Raw genomic sequence first — 26,533 nt, 5'->3', positions numbered from 1 at the left:
TCAGGGTTCGGGGGGAATCCAGGGGGCTCGGCGTGCGCCTCTCGTCAGGAAGCGGTGTACGCGGAGTTCTTTCGGTCGCCGCGGCGCGGCTCATCCGCGCCGGGCCGATCGATGTCGCCGACCACCTGGTCCGGATCGGCGAGCACCGCGGCCAGCAGGCGGACGAAGCGGGTGGCGAATGCCTCCACGGTGGAGGCGTCGAACAGGTCGGTGGCGTAGGTGAAGCACAACGCTCCACCGGCGACGGCCAGTTGCAGATCGACAGTCGTTGTCCGGCAGTCGAATTCGTATTCCGACACGGCGACCCCAGCCATGTCCGCGGCGACCGGCGCAAGGTCACCGAACAACAGCGCGACCTGGAACAGCGGCTGCCGTGCCTGCGAGCGCGGCGGGTCGAGCGCCTCGGCCACGCGCTCGAAAGGCACGTCGGCGTGGGCGAAGGCTTCCAGATCGTTCTCGCGCACCCGGCGCAGTATCGCGGCGAAAGTGTCGGAGGCGAGTACCTCGGCACGCAGCACGAGGGTGTTGCCGAACGGGCCGACCAGATCGGCCAGCGCCGCGTCGCCCCGGCCCGGGATGGACGCGCCGATGGCGATGTCGGTCGCGCCGGACAACCGCGCGAGCGAAGTCGCCAGCGCGGCGTGCAGGACCATGAACGGGGTCGCCTCGTAGTGCGCGGCCACCGCGGCGATGGCGTCGCGCAGGTCGTCCGGGAGTGCGAGCGTCACGCTCGCCGCGGCGTGGGAGGCCGCGGCAGGACGTGGGCGGTCGGCGCGAAGGCCGAGTTGTACGGGCAACCCGCGCAGCGTCTCTCGCCAATACCGCAGCTGGCGCGCGGCCATCGAGTCCGGGTCGTGCGCTGCGCCGAGCATTCGGTGCTGCCACAGCGCGTAGTCGGCGTACTGGACGTCGAGTTCGGCCCAGACCGGCTCGGTGCGCGTGGCGTGGGCCGCGTACGCGGTGGCGAGGTCGCGGACGAGCACGCCCATCGAGAAGCTGTCGGCCGCGATGCGGTGGGTCACCAGCGCGAGCACATGGTCGCGGTCGGAGCGGGTGACGAGGCCGACGCGCAGCGGCACTTCCGCGGTCAGGTCGAACGGGCCGGAGACGAACTCGCGCAGCGCGTCCACCGAGTCCAGCGCGCGGATCTCCTGTACCCGGGCGGGATCGAGAATGTGCTGGTAACTGGTGCCGTCGAGGTCGGGATACACGGTGCGCAGCGTCTCGTGCCTGCCGACCACGTCACCGACGGCGGCGGCGAGCGTGTCCGAGTCGAGGTAGCCGGTGAGACGCACCACCGCCGCGAGGTTGTGCACAGTGTCGGGCGGAGCGAACCGGTTGTGGAACCACATACGTTGCTGCGCGGGCGAGAGGGGAACGCGCGCGGGGCGTGGTCGCAGCATCTGCTCGGGGTGCACATCGTGCTCGGTCACCTCGGGATAGGTGACATCCAACGCGGCCTCGGTCGGCCTGTACAGGTCGTGCACCCGCGCTCCGATCACCTCTCGCACGCGCTGCGCGACCAAAGCGGGCAGCGCCTCCCCCGACGTGAAGACGTTGCGGAGCGTAATGCAGTCCGCGGCGCGCGGGTCGGCCAGAAATACCCCCAGCATTGGTGGCACGAAGTGCACCGTGGTGACACGCTGCTCGATGATCACCCGGGCCAGATCGGCGGGGTCGCGGTCCCAGTGCGGTCGCGCGACAACCAGGTGAGCACCGAATACCAAGGGCCAGAACAACTCCCATATCGAGGCAGCGGATGTGGCCGGGGAGTTGTGCAACACGACGTCGTCCGCGGACAGCGGATAGGCCGACTGCATTCCTGTGAGGCGGTTCACGATCGCCGCGTGCGGGACCGCCATGCCCTCGGGGTGTCCCGAGGTGAAGATCACAGACGCGAGGTGGGCCGGTCGCGGTGCGCCGAGCCGGTCCAGCGCGGTCAACGGCTCGGCGGAGTATCCGCGCAGATCGAGCCGGTCGATCCGGACCTGCCGCGCCTCGCCCGCGGCCAGGTCGAGGCCAGAGGTGAGCACGCAGACCGGCCGGACCGTTCGCAGCACGTCTTGCAGCCGATCGGTCGAATCGGCCGGATCGAGCGGGACGTACGCGCCACCGGCGAGGGTGACCGCGTAGATCCCGACCACCAGGTCCAGCGAGCGTCGCATGCCGAGCGCGACCGGCGCGTCCGGGCCGACGCCCGCTTCGACCAGCCAGCGCGCCAGGCGCCGCGCCCGGGCCGCGAACTCGGCATATGTCAGCGTCGTGTAGCGACTCGATGAGGGGTGGTGGTCGGGTGACGGGTCGGCCAGCGTCGTGTGGCGACTGGTTGAAGGGTAGTGGTCGGGTGACGGGTCGGCCAGCGTCGTGTGGAGGCTGGTCGAGGGGTAGTGGTCGGGCGACGAGAGGATCGGCGTCCTCTCGACCGTGACCGCGGGCGCGTCCGGCGTTCTGGCCACCTGTGCCTCGAACAGTGAGATCAGGGTCGCCGTGGGATCGACCGGCGCGGCGGTGTCATTCCACCGGTCCAGCACCAGCGCGCGTTCGGCGGTGTCCAGCCTCGGCCGCTCGCGCGGGGTCAATGGCGCATCCGGTTCCGGCAACGGCGCGATCCGGCGCGCCAGCTGAGCCACGGTCGGCGCCTGGAATACCTCGCGGACGGTCAGCGCACAGCCCAAAGCCGCGTTGGCCCGTGCGACCAGCCGCACGGCCAGCAGCGAATTGCCACCACGTGCGAAGAAGTCGTCGTCCGCGCCGATCCGCGCCACGCCCACCAGCTCGGCGACCAACGTGGCGAGCACCGCCTCAGCCCCACCCCGCGGTGCACGGAAACCCGCTGTCGCCCCTGTGTATTCGACAGCGGGCAGGGCAGACCGATCGAGTTCGCCCGCGGCGGTCAGCGGCATCTCGTCGAGCACCACCAAGTGGGCGAGTACTTCGGCGGCGGGCAGGTGGGCACGCACCTCGGCGAGCACTGCTTCGGGTGTACGGTCCGTGCCGGTGACGTAGCCGACGAGGTGTGCGGAGCCTTCGTTGTTCTCGACAGCGAGCACCGCGGCGTTCGTGACTCCGGCCGCGGCGGCGAGCGCGGTCTCGATCTCGCCGAGCTGCATCCGCTGGCCACGAATCATCCGAAAGTCGCTGCGGCCCAAGTATTCCAGTGTGCCGCCGCGGTTCCAGCGCACCAGATCGCCGGTCCGGAACATCAACCGGCCGGGCACACCGAACGGATCGGCGACGAATCGTTCCGCGGTGCGCCCTGGGTTGGCGTGATAGCCGCGCGCCAACTGGTCGCCCGCGAGGTACAGCTCGCCGGTGACGCCGATCGGCACCGGACGCAACCGAGCGTCCAGCACGTAGGCCCTGGTGTTCCAGCACGGGCGGCCGATCGCCGGTCTCCGGCCGGATTCGATGTCCGCGTCGGTGAACTCGTGACAGATCGCGGAGATCGCCGTCTCGGACGTGCGATAGGCGTTGTGCAGCGCGCCGCTCACGCTGCCGCGAAGCGCCGAGAGCAGAGCCGGGGTGAGCGCCGCACCGCCGCAGCGCAAATGCCGGAGCGACCGCAACGCGTCGCCCATTCCCTGACCGATCAGCGCGGCCAGCATGGACGGCGCGTACTCGGCGAAGGTTATTCCGTGGTCGCGCAGCAGCCCGGCGACGTACCCGAGGTCCAAGTGCTCGCTCGGTCGGGCGATCACCAGCGGCGCTCCGACCGCGATGGGCAGGAAGCACTCCCACACCGACACGTCCGAGGTCAACGGCGCGTGCTGCGCAATCCGGTCGGACGCGGTGACTCGGTAGCGGAATTCGAGCCAGCGCAGTTGGTTCCGGATCGCACGGTGGGTTACCGCGACACCCTTCGGAAGGCCCGTGGAGCCAGAGGTGAACAACACGTAGGCCGTGTTGTCCGGGCGCGGCACGGCGATCCGCTCCGCGTCGGACACCGGCCTCTCGGCGACGCCGTTCAGGTCGAGATCAGCGAGGTCGAGCACCGGCACGTCGTCCAGGCCGGGCAACGCCGCGCCGCCCGCCGTCAGCACCAGCCGCGGCGCGGCGCTCGCGACGACCCGCGCCAGATGCTCGGCGGTATGCGCGGGGTCGATCGGCAGGTACACGCCGCCCGCACGCACGATCGCGTACATCGCCACGAGCATGTCGATCGAACGCACCGCGGCCAGCCCGACAATGATCTCCGGGCCCACACCCAACCCGATGAGTGCGCGCGCCAGCCGGTTCACTCGGGAAGCGAACTGCGCGTAGGTAACCGCGGAGCCCTCGTAACGCACGCCGATCTCGTCGGGTGTGGCCGCCACGCGGGCAGTGAGCAGGTCGTCCAGCGTCCCACCGGGCACGGCGTGCGCGGTGGCGTTGCGGTCCGACAGCAGCATTCCGCGTTCGGCCAGCGACATCAGCTCGACATTGCCGACCAGCACACGGACGTCGCGCACCATGGCGCGCAGCACGCGGTCGAACGCGGCGAGGAATCCGGCGACGGTCGGCGCGTCGAACAGGTCGAGCGCGTAGCGCAGGTGCACCTCGATGCCGTCCGGCGTGCCGTCGGCGGTGTAGCGGTCGGTCAGCGCCCAGTCCAGGTCCAGGTGGATCGGCGCCGGTCCGACCTGGAACGCGGCGATGGCCAGGCGGTGCAGCCGGAACTCGGGGGTGAGCGGGTTTCGCAATGTCAGGGCGACCTGGTACAGCGGCGCGTGCGCCTGCGAGCGCACCGGGTTCACCGCCTCGACCACCTGCGCGAACGGCATCGCTGCATGGTCGAACGCGGCCAGGTCCGTCGCGCGCACGGACGCGAGCAACTCGGCCAAGGTGGCGTCCTGGCGGACCTCCGTGCGCAGCACCAGCGTGTTGACGAACGGACCGACCAGGCCGTCCAGCGCTTCCGCGCCGCGTCCGTCGACCTGCGTGCCGATCACCACGTCGGCGCCAGCGCCATAGCGGCTCAGCAACACGGCCAGCGCGGCGTGCAGGACCATGAACGGACTCAGGCCATGCGCGGCGGCGAAGTCCCGGATCCGCTGGTGCAGTTCGGCATCCAGCCGTCCGGTGAGCACACCGCCCCGGTTCGTGGCGACCGCGGGGCGCGGCCGATCCGACGGCAGGGTCAGCACCTCGGGCAGCCCGGCCAGGCGATCGGTCCAGTAGGCCAGCTGTCCGGACAGCACGGAGTTCGGGTCATCGGCCGCACCGAGCGCGGCGCGCTGCCAGATCGCGAAATCGGCGTACTGCACGGGCAGCGATCCCCAAGCCGGGGCCATGCTCGCGCAGCGCGCGACATAGGCATTGATCAAGTCCCGGGCCAACGGGGCGAAAGACAAGCAGTCGGCCACGATGTGGTGCACGACGAACAGCAAGATGTGGACCTGCGCACCGGTCGGCGCTTCGTCGTCCACACGCCATAGTCGAACGCGCAGCGGCACCTCGGCGGTCACATCGAAACCGGCCCGCGCCGCCGCGCCGACGAGCTCGGACACCTGCGCCGCGGGCACCGGCCGCGCGACCAGCTCGACCAGCTTCGTCCCTGTGGGCAGCACCACTTGCGTTGCCACACCGTCGTGTTCGGGATAGAGCGTGCGAAGCGTCTCATGCCGTGCGATCACATCGCAGACGGCCGCCTCCAGGGCAGACACATTGAGCACCCCGGTCAAACGCAGCGCGAACGGGATGTTGTATCCACCGCTCGCGGTATCGAACCGATTCAGAAACCACATGCGCTGCTGCGCGATCGATAACGGCGTCGGCCCGCTGCGTTCCTGCGGCGTGAGCGGCGGCAGCGCAACGGCGGCGGTCTCGCTCAGCGGTGAGACGACGGGTTCGGTGCCGGTCGCGGGCAGCACAACCGACCCGGCCCCTACCGGGGACAACGCGGCCCCCTCCGCCTCGCCCGACTGCGATTCCACACGCCCGCTCTCGGTCGGCAGCGATACGGCAGGCACGCTGCCGACGGGCGACAACGCCACCGCCTCAGGATCGCGCGGCGAGCCCACTGGTCCACTCCCGACCGACGGCGACACGACGGACCCGGTCTCCACCGGCGCTGACACCCCGTGCTCACCCCCGCCCGGCAACGCCACACCCTCACCCGCAGTCGGCACCGACACGACAGGCGCGCCCCCAACCGGCGCCGACGCCACCGGCTCAGCTTCGCCCGGCAACCCCACCGGCAGCGCCGCACCCTCGCCCACAGTCGGCACCGACACAACAGGCGTGGTCCCTAGAGGCGACAACGCCGTCGACTCAACCTCTTTCGGGGATGCCACACGCCCGCTCCCAGCCAGCGGGGACGCCACACGCCCCGTCTCAACCGGCGCAGACGCCACCGGCTCGCCCTCGCCCGGGGACGCTACAGCTCCGGTCCCCGCCTGCTTGCCATCGCTCCTCGGCGGCGCAACTCGTGCGACCTCGATCGGACGGTTGACGGTGATTCGCCGCGCCAGCTCGCGCACCGTCGGTGCGTCGAAGATCGTGCGTAAAGCCACCTCTGCGCCGGTGGTCTCGCTCAGCCGCGCGGCGAGCCGGGTCGCGCTGAAGGAGTCGCCGCCCAGGGCGAAGAAATCGTCGTCGACGCCGACCTCGGGCACGTCGAGCACAGCGGTGAAAGCCTGGGCGACAAGTGTTTCCGTCAGACCGCAGGGAGCCTGTGACACCGGTGGTTCGAATGCGGGCGTGGGCAGGGCCGTGCGGTCCAGCTTCCCGGAGACGTCCACCGGGAAGCGATCCAGCACGACGAATGCCTCCGGCACCAGGTAGCCGGGAAGCCGCTCGGCCAGCGCCTCCCGCACCGTGGTGATCTCGATCGGCTCGGTGGCCACCAGGTAGGCGACCAGTTGCTCGCCCGTGCCGCGATCGTCGCGCACCAGGACGGCGGCCTGCCCGATGCCGGGTACCGCGAGCAGGGCCGACTCGATCTCGCCGAGGTCGATCCGCAGGCCACGGATCCGGGCCTGGACGTCGGCGCGGCCGAGGAACTCCAGTTCGCCCGCGGCCGTCCACGCCACCAGGTCCCCGGTGCGGTACATTCGCTCGCCCGCCGGACCGAAGGGGTCGGCGACGAACCGGTCGCCGGTGCGTCCGGCGCGGCCCAGATAGCCGCGCGCCAGCTGGGCGCCCGCCAGGTACAGCTCGCCGGGCACCCCCACCGGCACCGGCCGCAGCCGCGCGTCCAGCACGTAGGCCCTGGTGTTCCAGATCGCCCTGCCGATCGGCACGGTCTCGAAGTCGGCGTCGGAGACCTCGTGGAAGGTCACCTCCGCCGCCGCCTCGGTGGGGCCGTAGCCGTTGTGCACCGCCGCGCCGGTCAGCGCGCGCATCCGCTGGGCGACCGCGCCGGGCAACGTCTCACCGGAGCAGAACACCTCCCGCAGCGACGGCACCTCGACCCCTTGGGCAACGAAGGCAGCGAGCATGGACGGCACGAAATGCGCCACCGTCACGCCCTCGCTCCGGATGAGCCGGGCCAGGTAGGCCGGGTCCCGATGACCGCCCGGTCGCGCCAGCACCATCCGCGCGCCGACCTGCAAGGGCCAGAAGAACTCCGGCACCGATACGTTGTCGGTGCCGGGCGCCTTCTGCAGCAGCACATCCCCCGGCCCCAGCGCGGCGTACGCCGACTGCATCCAGCGCAGCCGGTTCACGATCGCGCCGTGACTCAGCACCACGCCGGTGGAAGCAGAGGTGCACAACACGTACGCGGTGTTCGCCGGGCGCAACGGCGCGCGACGATCGGCGTCGGTGAGCGGGCTGTCCGGATAGCCGGTCAGGTCGAGCCGGTCGATCCGTATCTCGGCGGCACCACAATCCGCGCCGGACCCGTCGGTGAGCACGCACACAGGCTCCGCCATGGCGATGATCTGCTCGGCGGATCGGCCGGGTTCCAGCGGCAGGTAGCCCCCGCCCGCTTCGATGACCGCGTATACGCCCACCACCAAGTCGAACGGATGCCGAATACACAGCCCCACCAGTGATTCCGGCCCCACACCCAGAGCGATGAGATACCGTGCCAGGCGGTTGACCAGCCCGGCGAACGCGCCGTACGACAACGTCGTCCGGTCGAAGGTGATCGCGGGCGCATCCGGTGTCAGGGCGGCCTGCGCGGCGAAAAGTGAAGCAAGCGTGCCGGATTCGCCGACCGGGTGCGCGGTGGCGGTCCACTCGCCCAGGATCCGCGCGCGCTCGGCGTCCGAGAGCAGCTCGATGTCGCCGATGCGCACGTCCGGGTTGACCGCGACGGCGACCAGCAGCCTCCGGAATCGGGCGGCATACGACTCGGCCGTCGCGACGTCGAACAGATCTGTCGCGTAGCGGAGGCTTCCGGTCAGCCCCGCCGATCCGGCCTGCTCGCCGACCACCAGGTGCAGGTCGAATTCGGCTCCCGTGGCGGCGATCTCGACCGGTCGCACCGAGAGCCACGGCACCTCCAGCGCCCTGCCGCCGACCGCGGGCGTCGCGGCATCGAGGCTGAACATCACCTGGAACAACGGGTGCGCACCGGAGGAACGATCCACCGGCAAGGCGGCCACCAGGCGCTCGAACGGCAGATCGGCGTTGGCGAACGCGGCCGAGTCACCCTCCCGCACCTCCGCGAGCAGCGCGGAGAACGAAGCGTCCAGGTCGACCCGCGTGCGCAGTGCGACGGTGTTGTCGAACAAGCCGACGAGCGCGTCGAGCGCACGGTCCCCGCGCCCGCCGACCGGCGAGCCGATGACGATATCGGCACTGCCGCTCAGCCGCGCCAGCGTGGCGGCGAACGCGGCGTGCAGCGTGATGAACAGCGTCGCGCCGCTGCGCCGGGCCAGCGCGCGCAGTCCGGCGGTCACCTCGGGTGGGATCAGGAAATCCACGGCCGCGCCGCGTTGCGACGCCACGGCGGGACGCGGCCGATCGGTCGGCAGCGGCAGGCGCGCGGGTGCGCCGTCGAGTGCGTCGCGCCAGAAGCGCAACTGCCGATAGGCAAGGTCACCAGGGACGTTCCCGGCCCCGAGCCGGTCAGCGTGCCACCGGAGGTAGTCCGCGTACCGCATCGGCAGCGCGTCCCACTGCGGTCGTCTGCTGGTCAGCCGGGCCAGATAGGCCTTGATCAGATCGGTGACCAGCGCAGGGACCGACCGGGCATCGGCCGCGATGCGGTGCACGACGAACACCAGCACGTATTCGTCGCCGATGACGCCCCGCGACCCGTCTCCCCGGTCGACCACCAGCAGCGCCACCCGCGATGGCAGCTCGGTCGTGAGATCGAATCCGGAGCGGACGATTTCCGCCACGGCATCGTCCACCGCGGAGCGGCTGATCGGCACCGCGCGCAGGCTCAGGCCGATGTCGGCGGCGTCCATGACGGACGGGTGAGGGCCGCTGCCGGTCTCGCGGTAGACGGTGCGCAGCGTCTCGTGCCGGGTCAGCACGTCGAGTACCGCGCGCTCCAGCGCTTTGACGTCCAGCCGTCCGGTCAGCCGGAGCACGATCGGAAGGTTGTGGACGCTGTCGGCGCCGTCCTGGGTCTCGATCCGGTTGAGCAACCACAGCCGCCACTGCGCGGGCGAGAGCGCAATCGGCTCCGGCGCGCGGCGGAACCACGGAGGGGCGGCGGCACCCGGATGCTCGCCCGCGATGGCGACGCCGTCCACCGTGGTCGCGTCGAAAAGCCGGTGCGCCGGGATCCGCCCGACGGCAGTCTCACTCGGGCTGGCGAAGACCTGTGCGGTGTCCGGCGAGCTGACGGCAACCGTTCCGCGGTCCAGATAGATCAGCTCCCCGTCGTCGCTCCAGCGGACCCTTTCGCCGGTGCGGTACATCCGCTCCCCTGCTGGCCCTTCCGGGTTGGCCACGAATCGCTCGGCGGTCGAACCCGGGCTGGTGATGTAGCCGCGGGCCAGTTGCACCCCGGACAGGTACAGCTCGCCGACCGCGCCTGGTGCCACCGGCCGCAGGCGGTCGTCCAGCACCAGCAGTTCGGTGTCGTCGGCGGCGACACCGATGGGCACCTGGACGACGTCCTCGGCGGTCACCTCGTGGGCGGTCACGTCGATCGCGGCTTCGGTGGGTCCGTACAGGTGGTACAGGGTCGCGCCGCTGACGTCGCGGAAGGCCGCCGCCGTCGCGGCCGGGAGCTCCTCGCCCGAGGTGAAGACCATCCGCAACGAGTCCAGCGCCGCCGCGTGCTGATCGGCGAGGAACATCGCGAGCATCGATGGCGTGAAATGCGCGACGGTCACACCGCTCTCGCGGATCACCCCGGCCAGGTAAGCCGGGTCGCGGTGCCCGTCTGGCGCGGCGATGACCACCCTCGCGCCGATCGACAACGGCCAGAAGAACTCCCACACCGACACGTCGACGGTGCACGGCGTCTGCTGCAATACCACGTCGTCGGGCCGCAGCCGGAACAGTCGCTGCCGCCAGCGCAGATTCGCCGCGATCGACCGGTGTGACACGGCAACGCCCTCCGGTCGTCCGGTCGAACCGGAGGTGACCATCACGTAGGCGATGTCGTCGGCCGATCGGGCGACCGCGGGTGCGGGCGGCGCGGGCAGATCCTCGAGCCGGTCGATCCGCAGCGTCGGGATGTCCGCGCCGAGCTCGGGCTCGTCCCGCGTGGTGGTGAGCACGACCGCCGGTTCGGCGACCGTGAGCACGGCCGCGATGCGATCGGCCGGTTCGCCGGGGTCGATCGGCAGATACGCGCCACCGGCCTCGATGATCGCGTACATGCCGACCACCAGGTCGAACGAGCGCCGAATGGCCAGGGCCACCAGGGTCTCCGGCCCGACGCCCAGCGCGATCAGCTGCCGGGCCAGCACGGTGACCCGGGCGCCGAATTCGGCATATGTCAGCGTCGCGTAGCGACTCGATGGGGGGTGGTGGTCGGGTGACGGGTGGGCCAGCGTCGCGTAGCGACTCGATGGGGGGTGGTGGTCGGGTGACGGGTGGGCCAGCGTCGCGTAGCGACTCGATGAGGGGTGGTGGTCGGGTGACGGGTGGGCCAGCGTCGCGTAGCGACTCGATGAGGGGTGGTGGTCGGGTGACGGGTGGGCCAGCGTCGCATCCGCGTATTCCAGCGCGACCGCGTCCGGTGTCCGGCGCGCCTGCTCCTCGAATCGGCTTACCAGCGTCTCGACCGGCGTCGGCGCGGACAGGACCTCGCGCGCCGCCGTGCGCGCGTCGTCGAGTAGCGCGTCCAGTACTCCGGCGAGCGCGCTCTCGCCCGAGTCGAGCAGCGCGGGAAGGGCATTCGAGACGACCACCGTGACCAGGTCGTCGGGCCCGAGTTCCGGATCCATGGCTTCGGACAGCGCCGCCAGTTCGGCAGCCAGCGCCGCATAGGTGACGACGACTCCGTCATCGCGCAGCGCAACCCGCCACGGCTGTCCCTCGGCGACGGTGGCGATCAAGGCGGGCAGCTCGTCGATGCCGTAGGGACGGCGCGGGTTCGCGCGATCGCCGGGGGCGGGCTGGGCGCCGATCAGGCCGGACTCGACCGAATCCGCTTGGGTCATCAGCGTTTTCCTTCCGAGTCGACACCCTGCGCCGAGTCGGCGAACGCCGTCTTTCCGGCCGCGTACCCGAGGACTCCGCGGGCGGATTGCCGATGATCGGTGGACGGGTCGAGTAGATCGGCTGCCTGCGCCGGTCGCGGTGGGCGGCACGCGCAGCGCGCGACGATGCCGCCATAGTCGAGAGGGGTGATGGAAGGGAATCCCGCCCGAATTCCCGCCGGTGCCGAACCTTCCCCGAGTCCGGCACCGGCGGGGTTCTCGGTGACCATGAGCTGGACATCCAGCGTGGTCGCTCCGGTGTCCAGGGTACTGCTGGACACCGACAGTTCGGGCAGTTCGAACGCGATTGCCTCAGGGTTGTCGACGCGCCGCCGCGCGGGAGACAGCGGAACCAGCGGCGGCCGTGGCCATGCCCGCAGCTGCGCGACCAAGGACGCGCCGCCGGATCCACCGGCCCGCTCGACGAGTTCGCCGCGTTCGGCCACCGTGCGTGCGGTGGACACATCGCGAACCCCGAGCGGGCAGTTCGGTTCGGCGGCCGGCCGGACGACCTGGGCCGCCACGGAGCTGTTGCCGCCGGATGTGCAGAAGTCGTCGTCGCCGCCGAGTCGCTCGTTACCGGGCACCTGCGCGACGGCCGTCACGGATTCGGCGAGTTCTGATCGCGCCATGTCGCCCTGGGCGAGCTGTACCCCCGACAGATACAGCTCACCCGGCGCCGCGACCGGTACCGGCCGCAGCCGTGTACCGAGCGTGTCGTGCCTGGTGCCGATCGGCACCGAGAGGGTATCGGTGCGCATCGGCACTCGCAGCCCCTGGCCGAGCGCGACGCAACGCGCCGCGCCGGTGGCGAGCACGAGCGAGGCCCGGCGCGCGACCTGCTGGCCGACGAGCTCCGCACCGTGCACCAGAGCCTCCTACTTTTGGCGAAACATCCGCCGTCCGAACGATTCCGGGCAGCACGAACAAGCCGCTGCTCCCGGCTGCCCAACCCGGGTGCATGGCGTTTCACCACGTACGAGTCGACGAGAAAGCGCGAGCGGTGTCACCGCCCGCGCACGGATTTGCGCCAGATTCCTCCAACGTCACGGCCGTGGATCCACGGCTATGTCAGCTACATCACACGGAGGTGATCCGTGCAGTGCGAACCTTAGGCGTTCCGTCAATAAAAGGGAACTACTTACTCTAAAAAATTCTGGACGGACGTGCAGGTACGGCTCCGGGCTGCCGGAAACCGAGGCCCGAAGCGTGTGCGCGACCACATTCTCGCCCCACCGGCGTGCCCCCGCATCCCCTGCGCTCCACGCTACGAGGTGAGGTGCGCGGCCACCTTTTCCGCGAGCATCACCACGGTGGCCTGTGGGCCACGTCCCAGCGGCACGGGCACGACGGAGAGGTCGACGATGGACAGCCCCGTCACTCCACGCACTCGGCACGTCTCGTCCACCACGGCCGCCGCGTCGTCCTCGCGACCCATCGGACAGGTTCCGGACAGATGTTGCGACGTAGCCAGATTCACGCGGAGCCAGGGGTCGAGATTCGCACGCGCCGGAATGGGATCGACCGGGCGCGCGTTCATCCGGCGCAGCAGATCGGCGGCGGTCGACACCGCGTCGCGCAGGCGGGCGCGGTCTTCCTCATCGGCGAGGTAGCGGTAGTCGATCAGCGGCGCGTCGGCGGGATAGGCCGAGCGCAGGCGCAGCACGCCGCAGGATCGCGGGCGCATCAGCGCGACGCCGAGCCTGCGCACGCCCGGCGTGAACGACACGGCGTACGGCCGGATCTCGATATCGTCCACCTCCAGAACGGTTTCCAGTGGAACGGTCTGCCGCCCGGCCAGCTCGAGTTGATAGGAGATGCCGATCTCGGGGTGATCGGTGAACCCGGCCCCGACCGCAGCCGCGTGCACCACCGGAATGTCCAGGGCGCGAAGCTGTTCCGGATCACCGATACCGGAGCGCAACAGCAGCACGGCCGACTCGATCGCACCGGCGCTGAGCACGATCCGGTCCGCCCACTCGGTATGAGCCTTGCCCTCGCGTACGCAGTCCACTCCGACCGCCCTCGACCCGTCGAAGCGAATGCGGGTGGCATACGTGCGTGCCGCGACGCTCAGGTTCGGGCGGGACAGCGCGGGCAGCAGGTAGCCGAGCGCCGTGCCGGTCCGCCTGCCCCGGTCACAGTTGCACGGCACGACGCCGACGCCGTCACCGCAGTCCGGCGCGTTGAGATCGGGCACCTCGGCGAATCCGGCGTCCAGGCACGCCGCGGTGAACGCCGCGCTGACCGGGGCCGGATGCGTGGTGCGGTGCAGCGGAACCGGACCGCGGTCGCCGTGCCAGGGGCGATCGCCGAAATCCAGGTCGCGCTCGGTGCGGCGGAACATCGGCAGCACTTCGTCGAACGACCAGGTGGCCGAGCCGCCGAGCGCTCGGCTCCAGGCGTCGAAGTCCGTCGTCGTGGCCCGGACGAAATACCCGCCGTTGATCGCCCCCGAGCCCCCGATCACCTTGCCGCGCACGATGGTCGCCGGCACCGGAGGATCGTCGGCGAGGACCACTTCGTAGTGCCACAACCACTCCGCCCCTGGACGCAGTGGCATCGCGGTCGCGTCGAGCAGCTCGACGGGGACCTCGGCGGGGTCGTCCCACAGCTGCCCCGCCTCCAGCACCCGCACCGTGTGCGCCGGGTCCGCGCTCAGCCGCTCCGCCAGGACACTCCCGGCGGTGCCGCCCCCGACGATGAGTGTGTCGACCATAGGTGGCCTTTCGTTCTGCTCGGGTTTTCCGAGTACGGCCTGAAGACACGGAGCGGCGGAGGAGCGTTCGATCAGCGGGGCGTCGTGGGTTTCAGCGCTTCCAGGCTGCGTGCGCGGTAAGCGCCGAGCCACAACCCGGTGCCGTAGGCGATGTCGTCGATCCGCTTGTAGGCCACGTATCGCACCGGATCGAGACCGCCCGCGTCGCGATGGGTGAACCAGTCGGCCAGGCCGTCCGCGACGGCCATCGTGACGGCGATCCGCCGGATCCGCCGTGAGACGAGCATCGCCAGCAGCGTGATCGGCCAGTAGTGCCTGCACATGGCCGAGGCGAGCCGCCAGAGTCCGGCGAAGAAGCCACGCGCGAGGTAGATCGCGGCGATCCGGGTGGGGTTGTCCAGTTCGCCGAAGACCCGGCGCAGGCGAGCCAGCGCGGTGATCAGGGTGACGATCCCGCCGAGCAGTCCCCACTTGCTCAGCGTGGCGAACAGGAACGCGGCCAGCACCGTCCAAGACGGCACCGAGAGCGGCGAGACCATCCCCGCGTGTCGCTCGCCCAGCGGCGCGGCGCCCGTGCCGTAGAACAGCTTCCGGCCGAACCAGGCGCGGAAGCAGACCCGATGGTCGTGCGCGACGTGCGCGGCGGGCTCGTAGCGCAGCCGCCAGCCCGCCCGTTCCAGCCGCCAGCACAGGTCGACGTCCTCGGCGACGTGCATCGACTCGTCGAAACCGCCCTGCGCCAGCAGCGCCCTGCGGCGTACCAGCAGCGCCGCGCTCGGTACGTAGGACACCAGCCCGCGCGAATGCACGGCCGCCTCGCGTCTGCCCAGATCGAGCGAGGAGCGGGTGTGCTCGTACCGCGCCAGCGCGGTGGACTCCGGGTCGAGCGCGACAATGCGCGGCGCGACCAGCGCCACCCCGGGGTCGCTGAAGTGGCCGAGCATCACCTCCAGCCAGCCGCTGCGCGGCACCACGTCGGAGTCCAAGAACGCGACGAAGTCGGTGGTCGCCGCCCGCAGACCGGCGTTGCGCGCGGCGGCCGGTCCCTGCTTGCGGTCGTGCCGCAGCACCGTGACCCGGCAGCGGGTGCCGCGGTTGCGCGGAATGCGGACCGGCTGATCGGAGCCATCGTCCACCACGATGACGTTGTGCCCGCGCAGCGCGGCGAGCAGCCGCGCCAGCCCCTCGGCGTTGTTGTGCAGCGGCACGATGATGGTGACGTCCTCCGGCGACGGCAGCAGGCGGGGACGCGGATTGGCCACTCCGGAGTCGAGCAGCCGTCTGGCAACGACGGCGGACTTCGGGTCGGTCACCTCGAGGTACCCGTCGCCGATCATCTCGGCGGCCTCCGGGGCAAGCCGCAGCAACCGGGCCGGCGAACCGCCGATCAGGACCCGCCCTCCGGAGTATGCGCGTACCCGAGGATCGATCCGCACCCCGAATCCATCGGGCAGGCGATCATGGCGCATTCCTGGCATGCTAGGCGGAGATTCGCGCGCGGACATCAACAGTGCGCAAAATTCGGCAGAATTCCGGCCCGAGCCGCGCCGGAGTCGGGCACCCCGCGCGCCGGATTCGATGCCGACAATTCGCCTACGCGGCTTGCCCAGCATTCGGCAACAGAGTGGCTATTGCCCGGTCGCGAACCGCGCCGCAGCCAAACCCCACCGTTCAGCATCCTGTCAGCAAATCTCATGGCATCACGCCAGCGGACTCTCGTCGCAGGCCCGTCCGGGTCGGCGTTCCGGTGTGAAACCGGCCGGGCGCGTCGCGCTCAGGGTCAGCGGGACCGGTGCGGTTCCGCGCCCGCTCGCCCGCGGCGCCACCCGGCGGGAGTGGTCGACCGACGAGCGCGGGATCATCCGGGCGGTGTCGGCCAGCGCCGCCTCGCCGTAGCCCTGGACGCACTCCGGGTCCGGCCCGTCGGCGGGCAGCCCGGTGAAGAACTTCGCCGCCATGCAGCCGCCCCGGCAGGCGTCGTAGTGAGCGCATGACGCGCACGCGCCGCCGCCGCTCGGCTCGCGCAACTCCGCGAACAGCTCCGAGGATCGCCATACCGCGCCGAAACCACCATCGGTCACCACATTGCCCGCGCGGAACCGGTCGTGAATGGCGAATGGACAGGCGTAGACGTCGCCGACCGGGTCGACCAGGCAGACCACCCGACCCGCCCCGCACATGTTCAGCCCCGGCAGCGCCTGACCGAACGCGGAGAGGTGGAAGAACGAGTCGCCGGTGAGCACACCCGTCCCGTTGCGCAGCAGCCAGTCGTAGAGCACGCGCTGCTGGTCGGGCGTCGGGTGCAGTTCGTCCCACACGTCCGCGCCCCGCCCCGACGGCCGCAGCCTGGTCAAGCGCAGCGTGGCGCCGTACCGGTCGGCGATGGCGCGGAACTGGTCGAGCTGCCCGATGTTGTGCCTGGTCGCCACCACGGACAGTTTCGCGTCGCGGAAGCCCGCCGCGGCAAGGTTTTCCAGCGCGCGAATGGCCATGTCGTAGGAGCCGGGGCCGCGCACGGCATCGTTGACCGTCGCGTCGGCGCCGTCCAACGACACCTGCACGTCGACGTAGTCGCTGGCCGCGAGCCGGGCCGCGATCTCGGGCGTGATCCGAACCCCGTTGGTGGAGAACTTCACTCCCACGTGGTGCGCGGTCGCGTAGTCGACCAGCTCCCAGAAGTCCGGGCGCACCGTCGGCTCGCCGCCACCGATGTTGACGTAGAACACCTGCATGCGCTCGAACTCGTCGATCAGCGCCTTGCACTGCTCGGTGCTCAGCTCGCGCGGGTCTCTGCGCCCCGACGAGGACAGGCAGTGCACGCAGGACAGATTGCACGCGTAGGTGAGTTCCCAGGTCAGGCAGATCGGCGCGGCGAGACCGGATTCGAAGCGGTCGACCAGGCGCACCGCCCGGTCCGAGCGCGGGTTCGACCCCGCCGCCCCGCGCTGCCGCTCGACGCCGTCACGCGCGAGTGGCGCGCGGTCTCGCCGACCCTCGCCGGACGCCGGGGCACCGACGATCATCTCCGAATCCGCCAGCTGAGTCAGCGCTTTCAGGTAAGGTTCGGCGCTCGTCTCCGGCACGCCCGCGGCGTCCAGGGCGGCACGAGCCGAATCGTGCTCGGGCAGCGACCGCACGATCTCGACAATCCGCGGACTCTTCAGGAACGAGAGTTTGCGCGTGCCGAAGTGGTACAGCAGCGCGCCGAATGGTTCCGGCCGCAGCGCCACTCGCGGGTGCAGCTGCCAGCGGGTATCGAGATCGAACATCGTCGGCCGCCCGTCAGTAGACGCCGCACATACCGTCGATGGACACCTCTTCGATGAGGCTCTCCTCCACCAGCGGCGTCTCCTCGGCCGACCGCGCGGCGGCGGTCTCCACCCGTCCGGTGTTGTCGGTGTCGCTGTGTCCGATGGATCCGTATTCCGGCATGCCTACCTCCGCGGGGGACGATCGGTGCGCGGGACCGCCCGGCGCGGTCCGCGCTCACACGATAACGTCATCAGCTGACAAAATGGAACATGTTCCACCCATCCGGAGGGAGACCGGAGGAATTCGGCCGTCATCGGCCGGGACCACCCGCCATTCCGGACGCGCGCCGAGTCGAGCGCGCGGCGACCAGTGCCCGGACGCGGCGCTCTAGACTTCGGGTGGCAGGCAGCTGAACAGAATGTGACGGGTGACATACGCCCGCAGCGGTAGAGGTGGCATGGGAGTCGGACGAATGCAGGCGAACGGGGGCGAGAGCACACGCGGTGCGAGCGTCAGGCCCGGAGGCGGAAGCTCGCGCAACCACGGAGGGCCTGGGAGCGCCGCACATCGAACACAGCGGTGTGAGCAGAAGGTCCGGAGGCGGAAGCTTGCGTAACCACGGAGGACCCGGGAGCACCACGAATCAAACACTGTCGGAGACCGAGATCGTCGAGGCGGCACTGCGGGTGGTCCGGCAGGACGGCGTGGAAAAGCTGTCCATGCGGCGACTTTCCCGCGAACTGGGTGTCTCCCCCATGGCGCCGTACTACTACGTCGCCGACAAACGCGAGCTGCTCGACCTCGTCGCCAGCGCGGCACTCACCGGAGTTCGCACGCCACCGCCCGAAACCGGTCCGTGGCAGCACCGGCTGCGCGACCTCGTCGATCAGATCGACGAGAAGCTGCGCAAGCATCCCGGCCTGGGCGACATCCTGATCGAGCAGATGCTCGGCAAACAGCTGGACCTGATCGCCGCGATCATGGACATCCTGGCCGAAGCGGGCTTCGACGACCGCAACGTGCTCGCCGCCTACGCGACCATCCACACCTATCTCTTCGGCCGCAGCCGGGTGAACCCCCGAGACCGGTCCGCACCGGCCGACGTCACGCTGCCCCCCGTCGTCGAGCGGGCCACCCGGTACATCGGCGACCTGCGCGGCCGGTACTCCTACGACTTCGGCATGGACGTGCTGATCGCCGGTCTGGAAGCCCAGCTTGTCCGGCAGGCGGCGACCGACGTACGATAAAATTGCAACACGTTCTAGTTTTACGGTTCGAGAGGACGACATGACCACTGTCGAGGTTCCGCACGGCTCGCGCTCGGTCGTGCTGCGGGTGTCCGCGGTGATCGCCGAGACGGCCGACACCTGCTCGCTGGTCTTCGACGTCCCCGACGAACTGGCCGAGAAGTTCCGCTACCAGCCGGGACAGTTCCTCACGCTGCGCATCCCCAGTGACCGCACCGGCTCGGTGGCCCGCTGCTATTCGCTGGCCAGCTCGCCCTACACCGACGACCGCCCGAAGGTCACCGTCAAGCGCACCGAGGGCGGCTACGGGTCGAACTGGGTGTGCGACAACGTCAAAGCGGGCGACCAGATCGAAGTGCTGCCACCTTCGGGCGTTTTCACGCCCAAGGACCTGGACGACGATCTGCTGCTGTTCGGCGCGGGCAGCGGCATCACACCGGTGATGTCCATCCTGAAGTCGGCGCTCGCACGCGGCACCGGCCGCATCGTGCTGGTCTACGCCAACCGCGATCACGAATCGGTGATCTTCGCCGGTGAGCTGCGCGAGCTGGCGGACAAGCACCCGCAGCGGCTCACCGTGATCCACTGGCTGGAGTACCTGCAGGGATTGCCGACGGCCGACGCGCTGGCCACGCTCGTCGCGCCGTATCGGGGCTACGACGCGTTCATGTGCGGGCCGAAGCCGTTCATGGATCGGGTGCACGACGCGCTCGCGCAGCTGGGCGTCCCGCGGTCGCGCACGCACGCCGAGGTGTTCAACTCCCTCGCCGGAGACCCCTTCGCCGACCAGGCGCCGGTCGAGGTGTCCGACGAGGATGCCGCCGACGCGGCGACCGTCGAGGTGGAACTCGACGGCGAGGTGCACGAGCTGAAGTGGCCGCGCAAGCGGACGCTGGTGGACATCATGCTGGCCGAAGGCTTGGACGTGCCGTACTCCTGCCAGGAAGGCGAATGCGGATCGTGCGCGTGCACGGTGCTGGAGGGCAAGGTCGAAATGGACAATGCCGAAATCCTCGATCCCGAAGACATCGAGAACGGCTACATCCTCGGCTGCCAGGCGCATCCCGTGACCGATCACCTCAAGATCCAGTTCTGAGGCCGGTTGCGGGCCGTGTTCGCGGCCGAGCTATCGAGCGCGGTAATCGGCGCGGAGTTCGGGCGGCAAATGCTCGGTGGCGTAGCTCAACGCGGTACGTCCCATGGCCGTGGCGTGCTGGTCGAGGAAGCCGGTCAGCAGCGCTCGATCGATGCGCTTGCCGATTTCGCGCAGCATCCACCCCAGCGCCTTCTGGATCAGGTCGCGCCGGTCATCGAGCAACAGTTCACTCAGCGCGAACGTGGTCGAGGCGTCGCCCGCTTTGATGAACGCGAACGTGGACAGCAAGGCGACCCGCCGTTCCCACAGCGAATCCGCCTGTGCCAGGTGGAACAGCAGATCGCGGGGTTTGTCCAGCAACCACGGGCCGACGATGTTCTCGGCCGACACGTCGACCAGATCCCAGTTGTTCACCCGGCCCCGGCGTACCGCCGCCAGGTACAACTCCACCATGGCGGCGCGGGCGGCGTCGTCGAAGGTCCGCGGCTTGGACGCCGCGGCGAATCGCGCATTCAGGATGACCAGTGCGGCGAAGCGATCTTCGTGCACCGCGCTGTCGAGCAGCCGGTCGATCTCGTCGAGCGCAAGCCCCGAGAACCGTTTCGCGACACCTCGGCTCGCCGGGACTCGGACGCCGATGAACACGTCACCCTCGCCGTACTCCCCCGGCCCGGTCTTGAAGAACCGTTGCAAGTGCACCGCGTCGGCCGGGTCCGCGATCGCCCGCAGAGCCGCCTGCACATCCGCGGCGCTCACCGCCACCTCGGTCATCGCACAACCCTCCGTTCCAACCTGCCGCCGCCAGCTCGGCTCCCGGCCCGGCCGCGCGACCATCGAACCGCCCTTCGGCTTCGCCTGCGCTAGGTGAGCGGCTGTGCGTTCAACCTCTGCGCGCCCAGAATGCGGCCCGACTCGAAAGCCGCCGCGCTGGCGGGCAACGCGCCCGGCCTTCCGCTGTTCAGTACCCGGACCTCGCCGTTCCCGGCACTCGGGCGACCGAGCGCCTCGATGCGCCGAACGGTCTGCGCGGCAACGGCTTGGGCGCTGTCGAACAGGCGCACACCGTCCGGGAGCGCGGCCACGATCGCGTCGGTCACCAGCGGATAGTGCGTACAGCCGAGCACCACGCCCTCCACCCCCGCCGGAGTCCGCGCGGCGGCGCTGGCGATGGCGTCACCGGCCGCGGCCAAGTCGCCGCGATCGATCGCGTCCGCCAGCCCATGGCACGCGACGCCGACCACCTCGGCATCGCCGCCGAACTTCGCGATCAGATCGGCCTGATACCGGCTCGCCGTGGTGGCGGCGGTGGCCCAGACCGCTACCGAGCGGCACACGGCGGCCGCGGGTTTGATCGCGGGCACGGTGCCGATCACCGGAACGCCCGGCCCGACTTCCGCGCGGACATGCTCCAGCGCCGTGACGCTGGCGGTGTTGCACGGCAGGACGATCACCTCGGCGCCCGATCGCAGGGAAGTCCGCGCGGCGTCCACCACGCGGTCGACCACCCACTCCTCCGGCTTCGGCCCCCATGGCGCGCCATCCGGGTCCAATTGCAGCAGCAGATCCACATCCGGCCGCAACTTACGCAACCAAGCGGAGGTGGGCAGCAACCCCAGACCCGAGTCGATGAGCGCGACGATCACCGGACCACCGTATTACGCTCCCCCACCTCGCTCCTCCGCCTCCCCGGTCTTCCGGCCGTACCAGTCCACCGGCAGCCCGTACCGGCTGGACCGCATCGCACGACGATCGCGGCCTCGAGGGAGGGACTCAGCTCGGTGCGAGCAGCTCCGTCATGGAGGCGCCCGCGGCGATCTTGGCGCGGACCTTCATCACCTGGGCGGTCATGCCCGCGCCGACCACGCCGGTGAGGGTGCCCGCCTGGGCGTAGTAGGCGAGGAATTTCCGGCCGTCGTCGGAGACGATGTGCACGTCGTCGGTGGCGGTCGGGGTGCCGAGGGCCTGGATCTTGACGTCGTACTGGTCGCTCCAGAAGTACGGCACGCGGGCCGCGGTGGGCGCAGCGGCCCCGAGCAACGCGCAGGCGAGAAGTTTGGCCTGTTCCCCCGCATTGGTCCAATGCTCGACCCGCTTGCGCGATCCGGTCTCGTGCAGCCAGGCCGCGACGTCGCCGACCGCCCACACTCCCGCCGCCGAGGTGCGTCCGACCTCGTCCGCGAGCACCCCGCCACCGGCCGACGGCTCGGCGAGGGCGATCCCGGAGTCGCTCAGCCACTCGGTCACCGGCCGCGAGCCGACCCCGATCGCGACCAGATCGGCGGCGATCTCCGAGCCATCGGACAGCCGCGCACCACGGACCCGGCCCGCGTCGTCGCCGTGGAGGGTGTCCAGGCCGGTCCCGCAGCGCAGGTCGACGCCTTCCGCACGGTGCATCCGCGCGATCAGTTCGCCCACCTGGGTGCCGAGCACCGAGGCCAGCGGCGTCGCCTGCGGTTCGACCAGGACGACCCCGACGCCGTTCGCACGGAAGCTCGCCGCCAGTTCGCAGCCGATGAAGCCCGCGCCGATCACCAGCGCCGTCGCGGTGTCGGCCAGATCGGCACGCAGCGCGACCGCGTCGGCGTGGCCACGCAGCACATGTACACCGCGCAGCTCCGGCAGGCCGGGCAGGCGGCGCGGGCGCAGGCCGGTGGCGATGACCAACTGGTCGTAGTCCAGCGTGCTGCCGTCGGCCAGGCGGACGCGGCGGGCATCGGTATCGACGCCGACCGCTTCGGTGCTCAGTCGCACATCGATGCGTTTCTCGGCGTAGAACTCGCTGGGCCGCAACGTGGTGTCGTCGGTTTCGCCGCGCACGAACTGCTTGGACAGCGGCGGGCGATCGTACGGCAGGCGCGCCTCGTCCCCGACGAGCACCAGCTCACCGTCGTAACCCGCGCGGCGCAGTTCCTCCGCGGTGCGCAGGCCGGCGAGGCCGGCTCCGACGATCACGATCGGCGCGGTCATGCGGCCATCCCTTCCGTGGAACCCGACCGCCGTTGCGTGAACCGGCGGTGACAGCAACCCTAACCTTTGCTTGGTTTTCCATTCTGTGAGGACTGTCACGTCGAACCCGCGCGCCTCGCTGCCGCGAAATCGTGTCCGTTCAGCTATTGATCGGGCGGTCAATCAGGACTATACCGAGAACTGGGACACAATCCACAGCCCGAGGAGGCACACAATGTTCACCGAGAGCCGCGCGCAAGATTTCCTGGCTGTCGTGCTCGGGGTCTTCACCGCACTGTCACCCATCTGGGTGGACACCAACGACAACGCCATGTGGTCACTGATCGTGCTCGGCGCGCTCATCGCCCTCACCGGCCTCGCCCAGATGGCCCGTCCCGCGATGGCGGCGGCCGACTACGTGATGGGCCTGTGCGCCGTGCTGCTGTTCATTTCCCCCTGGGTCATGGACTTCACCGAGTACCGGGCCGCATCCTGGACCGCATGGGTAGTCGGAGTAGTGACGGCGGTGGTCGCGGTGGCGGCGCTGCCGACGGTGTCGGATCGTCTGCACGGCGTGGCTCCGCATCACTGATGCAGATGCCGAAATCCCGGCACGCCGGGCGTCGCCGTAGCGCGAAAGTCGATGGCGACGCACGGCAGCTCATCCTCGATGCCGCGGAAAAGCTTTTCGCGACACAGGGATTCGACGCGACCGCGACGGCGTCCATCGCCGCCGCGGCCGGCGTTCCGAAAGGACTCGTCTTCTATTACTTCCCGACCAAGGACTCGATTCTCTCCGCGCTGATGTCCGAGCGCATGCCCGCGCACCCGATCGACGACATCGGCACTGTCGTCGCGCCGGGCGATCCGGCGACGAGCCTGGTCAACCTGGACGCCGCCCTCAACCTGCGCGACCATCACTCGTCGGTGCTGCGGGTGATCATGTGGCGGGAGGCCGACACCCATCCCGACGTGCGACGTCAGCTGCGCCGCCTGCGCGACCAGATGCTGGACGTCACCGCGAAAGTGCTCCAAGCGAGTGCGCCGGTCCCGGTCCGCCCCGGCACCCTGCGCGCATGCGCAGCGGCGTGGGTCTCGGCGATGTTCGCCATCGCCAGCACGGACCGGCTGCACGCGCTCGACGGCGTCCCGCTGCCCACCGCCGACGAAGTACTCAATATCGCGCAAGTGGTCGCGGCGGGAATGACCCACATGGGGTGAGCCCGGATGTGCGGCGTTATCCACAGCGGGCGTGTTATCCACATTCGGTGCTCGGACGGCTGTTCCGCACTTCGGCGTCCGCCACGATCGTCGGTATGGAAGCACCGCAACTGATCTCGCGTCGGCAAGCGCTGGCCACTGGACTGTCCGACAAGCAACTGCGGCGGCTGTGCCGCACCGGACAGTGGCATCGCCTGCGGGCCGGGCGCTATCTGAACTCATCGGGCTCCGGTCTCGGCGCGACGGATCGGCATCTGCTGCTCACTTTCGCGACCGCGGAGACCACGTCCGATGCCGCGATCACCAGCCACTGCTCCGCCGCGGTGCTGCACGGCATGTCGACCTGGGATATCTCGCTCCATCGCGTGCATCTGACCAGGAACCGGATCAACGGCGGCCGCCTGAGCAAACGGGTCGTCGTCCATTCCGCGCAGGTGGAGCCGGACGAGATCACCTTCGTCGAGGGCATCGGAGTGACCACTCCGGCCCGTACCGTCATCGATATCGCCCGATCGGAAGGCTTCGAGCAATCCGTCGCCCTCGGCGATTCCGCGCTGCGCCGCGGTCTGACGACCACCGCCGAGCTGCGGGAGCACCTGCGGCGGGCCCGGCACCGACCGGGCCGCCGCAGAGCTGCCCGAGTGCTCGACTTCCTGGATGGCCGCAGCGAGAGCGTCGGCGAATCCCGCAGCAGAATCGCGCTGCACCACTGCGGAATCCCCGAACCCGAGATACAGGCACGCGTCTTCTCCGATAGCGGAGTCTGCGTCGCGCGCGTCGACTTCCTGTTCCCCGAGCTGGGCGTAATCGGCGAGTTCGAAGGAAGGTCCGAGCATTCCCACGCTTTAGGCGGCCCCCGTTTCCCCGGACGGATAGCCGACGGGAAGAGGCGCGACGAGCAACTCCACGCTCTCGGCTGGACGGTGGTCCGCTGGACCTGGGACGATCTGGCCGCCCCGTCCGATCTGCTCCAACGCATCCGCACGGCCGCCCGAGCAGGTGCCCAGGGCCGCCGATCCGGCTATTGGACGCCCACACCCAGGCCGTGACTCGGTTTCGTCGCTGAGTGTGGGCAACCGCGTCTGCTGGGAGCCGTCCGGCTCGGTGAACCGACTCCGGCCCCGACGAGCACACGGAGCATACTGGCCTGATGAGCCATGAGACCGTTTCCTCGCGTGCAGTCTCGGGCCGGTTCCCGCTGGAGCCCAGGCCCATTCATGTCGCCGACGAGGTGCTCGCCGATCTGCGGCAACGGCTGGAATCGACCCGCTGGCCGCTGGACACGGGCAACGAGGACTGGTCCTACGGTGTGTCTCGGGGCTATCTGCAGGAGCTGGTCGAATACTGGCGCACCGGTTACGACTGGCGCGCGGCCGAGGCCGCGATCAACGCCTACGAGCACTACTTCGTCGATATCGATGGTGTCCCCGTGCATTTCATGCGCAAACCGGGTGCGGGACCGCACCCGACACCGCTGATCCTGACCCATGGTTGGCCCTGGACCTTCTGGCACTGGGCCAAGGTTGTCGATCCCCTCGCCGACCCGGGGGCGTTCGGCGGCGATCCCGCCGAAGCGTTCGACGTGATCGTCCCGTCCTTCCCCGGCTTCGGGTTCTCCGCACCGCTGTCCCAACCGGACATGAATTTCTGGAAGGTCGCGGACCTCTGGCATGTCCTCATGACCCGGACGCTGGGCCATGCGAAGTACGCCGCGGCGGGTTGTGACGTCGGCGCGCTGGTCACCGGTCAGCTCGGGCACAAGTACGCCGACGAGTTGTACGGCATCCATATCGGGTCGGGTCAGAAGCTGACGCTGTTCGACGGCGATCGCGCCTGGGACATCAGCGGCGGCAGGCCGATCCCGGATGGGCTACCCACCGACGTCCGCGCCAGGATGATCGAACTGGAACGCCGTTTCGCCGTCCACTTGGCCGCGCACGTCCTGGAACCGAGCACCCTCTCCTACGGATTGTCCGACTCGCCCGTCGGCATGCTCGCCTGGATCCTCCAGCGCTGGGCGAGCTGGAGCGCCAGCGGCGGCGACCTCGAGTCCGTGTTCACCAAGGACGACCTGCTCACCCACGCGATGATCTTCTGGGTCGGCAATTCCATCGGCACCTCGATCCGCACCTACGCCAACAACAACCGATACCCGTGGACGCCGTCGCACAACCGGACACCAGCCATCGAGGCGCCCACCGGCATCACCTTCGTCGGCCACGAGAACCCACCCGGCGTCACCACCGCCCAGCGCGTCGAGCATTTCCTCACCAGCGACCGCGCCGCTTGGTACAACCACGTCAACCTCACCGCGCACGATCGCGGCGGCCACTTCATCCCGTGGGAAATCCCCGACCTGTGGATCGATGACCTCCGCCGGACCTTCCGCGGCCGCACACCCACCCGCTGACAGCCAGCGAGACCCAGCCGCGGCAGAGATGGCATGGCGAAGACGCAACGCGGAGCAACTGAATATGTGAACTCGCCCAAGGTCGGCCGTCTGGAGCCGCGCTGC

The 26,533-nt window shown here is 69.9% G+C and carries 15 protein-coding genes; 6 read left to right on the top strand and 9 right to left on the bottom strand.

Annotation, left to right across the window (positions count from 1 at the left end; all coding sequences use genetic code 11):
- Nucleotides 1-44 precede the first annotated feature (44 nt).
- The 6 genes from ON34_RS03585 to mftA all read right to left on the bottom strand — a co-directional run bounded on the left by ON34_RS03585 (nt 45) and on the right by mftA (nt 17,637).
- Nucleotides 45-11,498, bottom strand: a complete 11,454-nt coding sequence (locus tag ON34_RS03585; RefSeq protein WP_040774197.1) for a non-ribosomal peptide synthetase — start codon at nt 11,496-11,498, stop codon at nt 45-47.
- On the bottom strand, nt 11,498-12,406 hold the full coding sequence (locus ON34_RS03580) for a hypothetical protein (protein ID WP_040774194.1): 909 nt from the start codon (nt 12,404-12,406) through the stop codon (nt 11,498-11,500). Before ON34_RS03580 ends, ON34_RS03585 begins: the two co-directional genes overlap by 1 nt.
- A gap of 398 nt (nt 12,407-12,804) precedes the next feature.
- Complete coding sequence (gene mftG / locus ON34_RS03575) at nt 12,805-14,256, bottom strand: mycofactocin dehydrogenase MftG (protein ID WP_040774191.1); 1,452 nt, start codon at nt 14,254-14,256, stop codon at nt 12,805-12,807.
- Between the two features lie 71 nt (nt 14,257-14,327).
- A complete protein-coding gene (gene mftF, locus ON34_RS03570; RefSeq protein WP_040774188.1) occupies nt 14,328-15,725 on the bottom strand; it encodes a mycofactocin biosynthesis glycosyltransferase MftF in 1,398 nt (465 codons plus the stop codon).
- Nucleotides 15,726-15,956: 231 nt separating this feature from the next.
- Nucleotides 15,957-17,525 carry a mycofactocin radical SAM maturase gene (gene mftC, locus ON34_RS03565; protein ID WP_040774178.1) on the bottom strand — a complete coding sequence of 523 codons (1,569 nt, stop codon included), beginning with the start codon at nt 17,523-17,525 and terminating at the stop codon, nt 15,957-15,959.
- A gap of 13 nt (nt 17,526-17,538) precedes the next feature.
- Nucleotides 17,539-17,637 carry a mycofactocin precursor MftA gene (gene mftA / locus ON34_RS34135; protein ID WP_157172164.1) on the bottom strand — a complete coding sequence of 33 codons (99 nt, stop codon included), beginning with the start codon at nt 17,635-17,637 and terminating at the stop codon, nt 17,539-17,541.
- A 479-nt stretch (nt 17,638-18,116) separates the two neighbouring features.
- Between mftA and mftR2 the strand changes: the two genes are divergently transcribed.
- Both mftR2 and ON34_RS03555 read left to right on the top strand, forming a co-directional pair.
- Nucleotides 18,117-18,755, top strand: coding sequence for a mycofactocin system transcriptional regulator MftR2 (gene mftR2, locus ON34_RS03560; protein ID WP_051022114.1), 639 nt, complete (start codon nt 18,117-18,119; stop codon nt 18,753-18,755).
- A 40-nt stretch (nt 18,756-18,795) separates the two neighbouring features.
- Nucleotides 18,796-19,851 (top strand): ferredoxin--NADP reductase, encoded by a 1,056-nt coding sequence (locus ON34_RS03555; protein WP_040774175.1) that lies wholly within the window; start codon nt 18,796-18,798, stop codon nt 19,849-19,851.
- A 30-nt stretch (nt 19,852-19,881) separates the two neighbouring features.
- Here the strand turns inward: ON34_RS03555 and ON34_RS03550 are convergent, their stop codons facing one another.
- The 3 genes from ON34_RS03550 to ON34_RS03540 form a co-directional block, all read right to left on the bottom strand.
- Complete coding sequence (locus ON34_RS03550; RefSeq protein ID WP_040774172.1) at nt 19,882-20,622, bottom strand: DNA alkylation repair protein; 741 nt, start codon at nt 20,620-20,622, stop codon at nt 19,882-19,884.
- 89 nt (nt 20,623-20,711) lie between these two features.
- Nucleotides 20,712-21,494 carry a glutamate racemase gene (locus ON34_RS03545; protein WP_040774169.1) on the bottom strand — a complete coding sequence of 261 codons (783 nt, stop codon included), beginning with the start codon at nt 21,492-21,494 and terminating at the stop codon, nt 20,712-20,714.
- Between the two features lie 127 nt (nt 21,495-21,621).
- Nucleotides 21,622-22,818, bottom strand: coding sequence for an NAD(P)/FAD-dependent oxidoreductase (locus ON34_RS03540; RefSeq protein WP_040774167.1), 1,197 nt, complete (start codon nt 22,816-22,818; stop codon nt 21,622-21,624).
- Nucleotides 22,819-23,032: 214 nt separating this feature from the next.
- Between ON34_RS03540 and ON34_RS03535 the strand changes: the two genes are divergently transcribed.
- The 4 genes from ON34_RS03535 (at nt 23,033) to ON34_RS03520 (ending at nt 26,428) form a co-directional block, all read left to right on the top strand.
- Nucleotides 23,033-23,389: an SPW repeat domain-containing protein gene (locus ON34_RS03535; protein ID WP_040774164.1), complete on the top strand. Its 357-nt coding sequence runs from the start codon at nt 23,033-23,035 to the stop codon at nt 23,387-23,389.
- A gap of 5 nt (nt 23,390-23,394) precedes the next feature.
- A complete protein-coding gene (locus ON34_RS03530; RefSeq protein WP_085997006.1) occupies nt 23,395-24,018 on the top strand; it encodes a TetR/AcrR family transcriptional regulator in 624 nt (207 codons plus the stop codon).
- A 95-nt stretch (nt 24,019-24,113) separates the two neighbouring features.
- Nucleotides 24,114-25,067, top strand: a complete 954-nt coding sequence (locus ON34_RS03525; protein WP_040774384.1) for a type IV toxin-antitoxin system AbiEi family antitoxin domain-containing protein — start codon at nt 24,114-24,116, stop codon at nt 25,065-25,067.
- Nucleotides 25,068-25,168: 101 nt separating this feature from the next.
- Nucleotides 25,169-26,428, top strand: a complete 1,260-nt coding sequence (locus ON34_RS03520) for an epoxide hydrolase family protein (protein WP_051022112.1) — start codon at nt 25,169-25,171, stop codon at nt 26,426-26,428.
- The last annotated feature ends 105 nt before the right edge of the window (nt 26,429-26,533 follow it).

Origin of the sequence: Nocardia pneumoniae NBRC 100136 (assembly GCF_000308755.1) — a bacterium.
Classification (GTDB): domain Bacteria; phylum Actinomycetota; class Actinomycetes; order Mycobacteriales; family Mycobacteriaceae; genus Nocardia; species Nocardia pneumoniae.
This window is presented reverse-complemented; position numbering and strand designations above follow the sequence as displayed.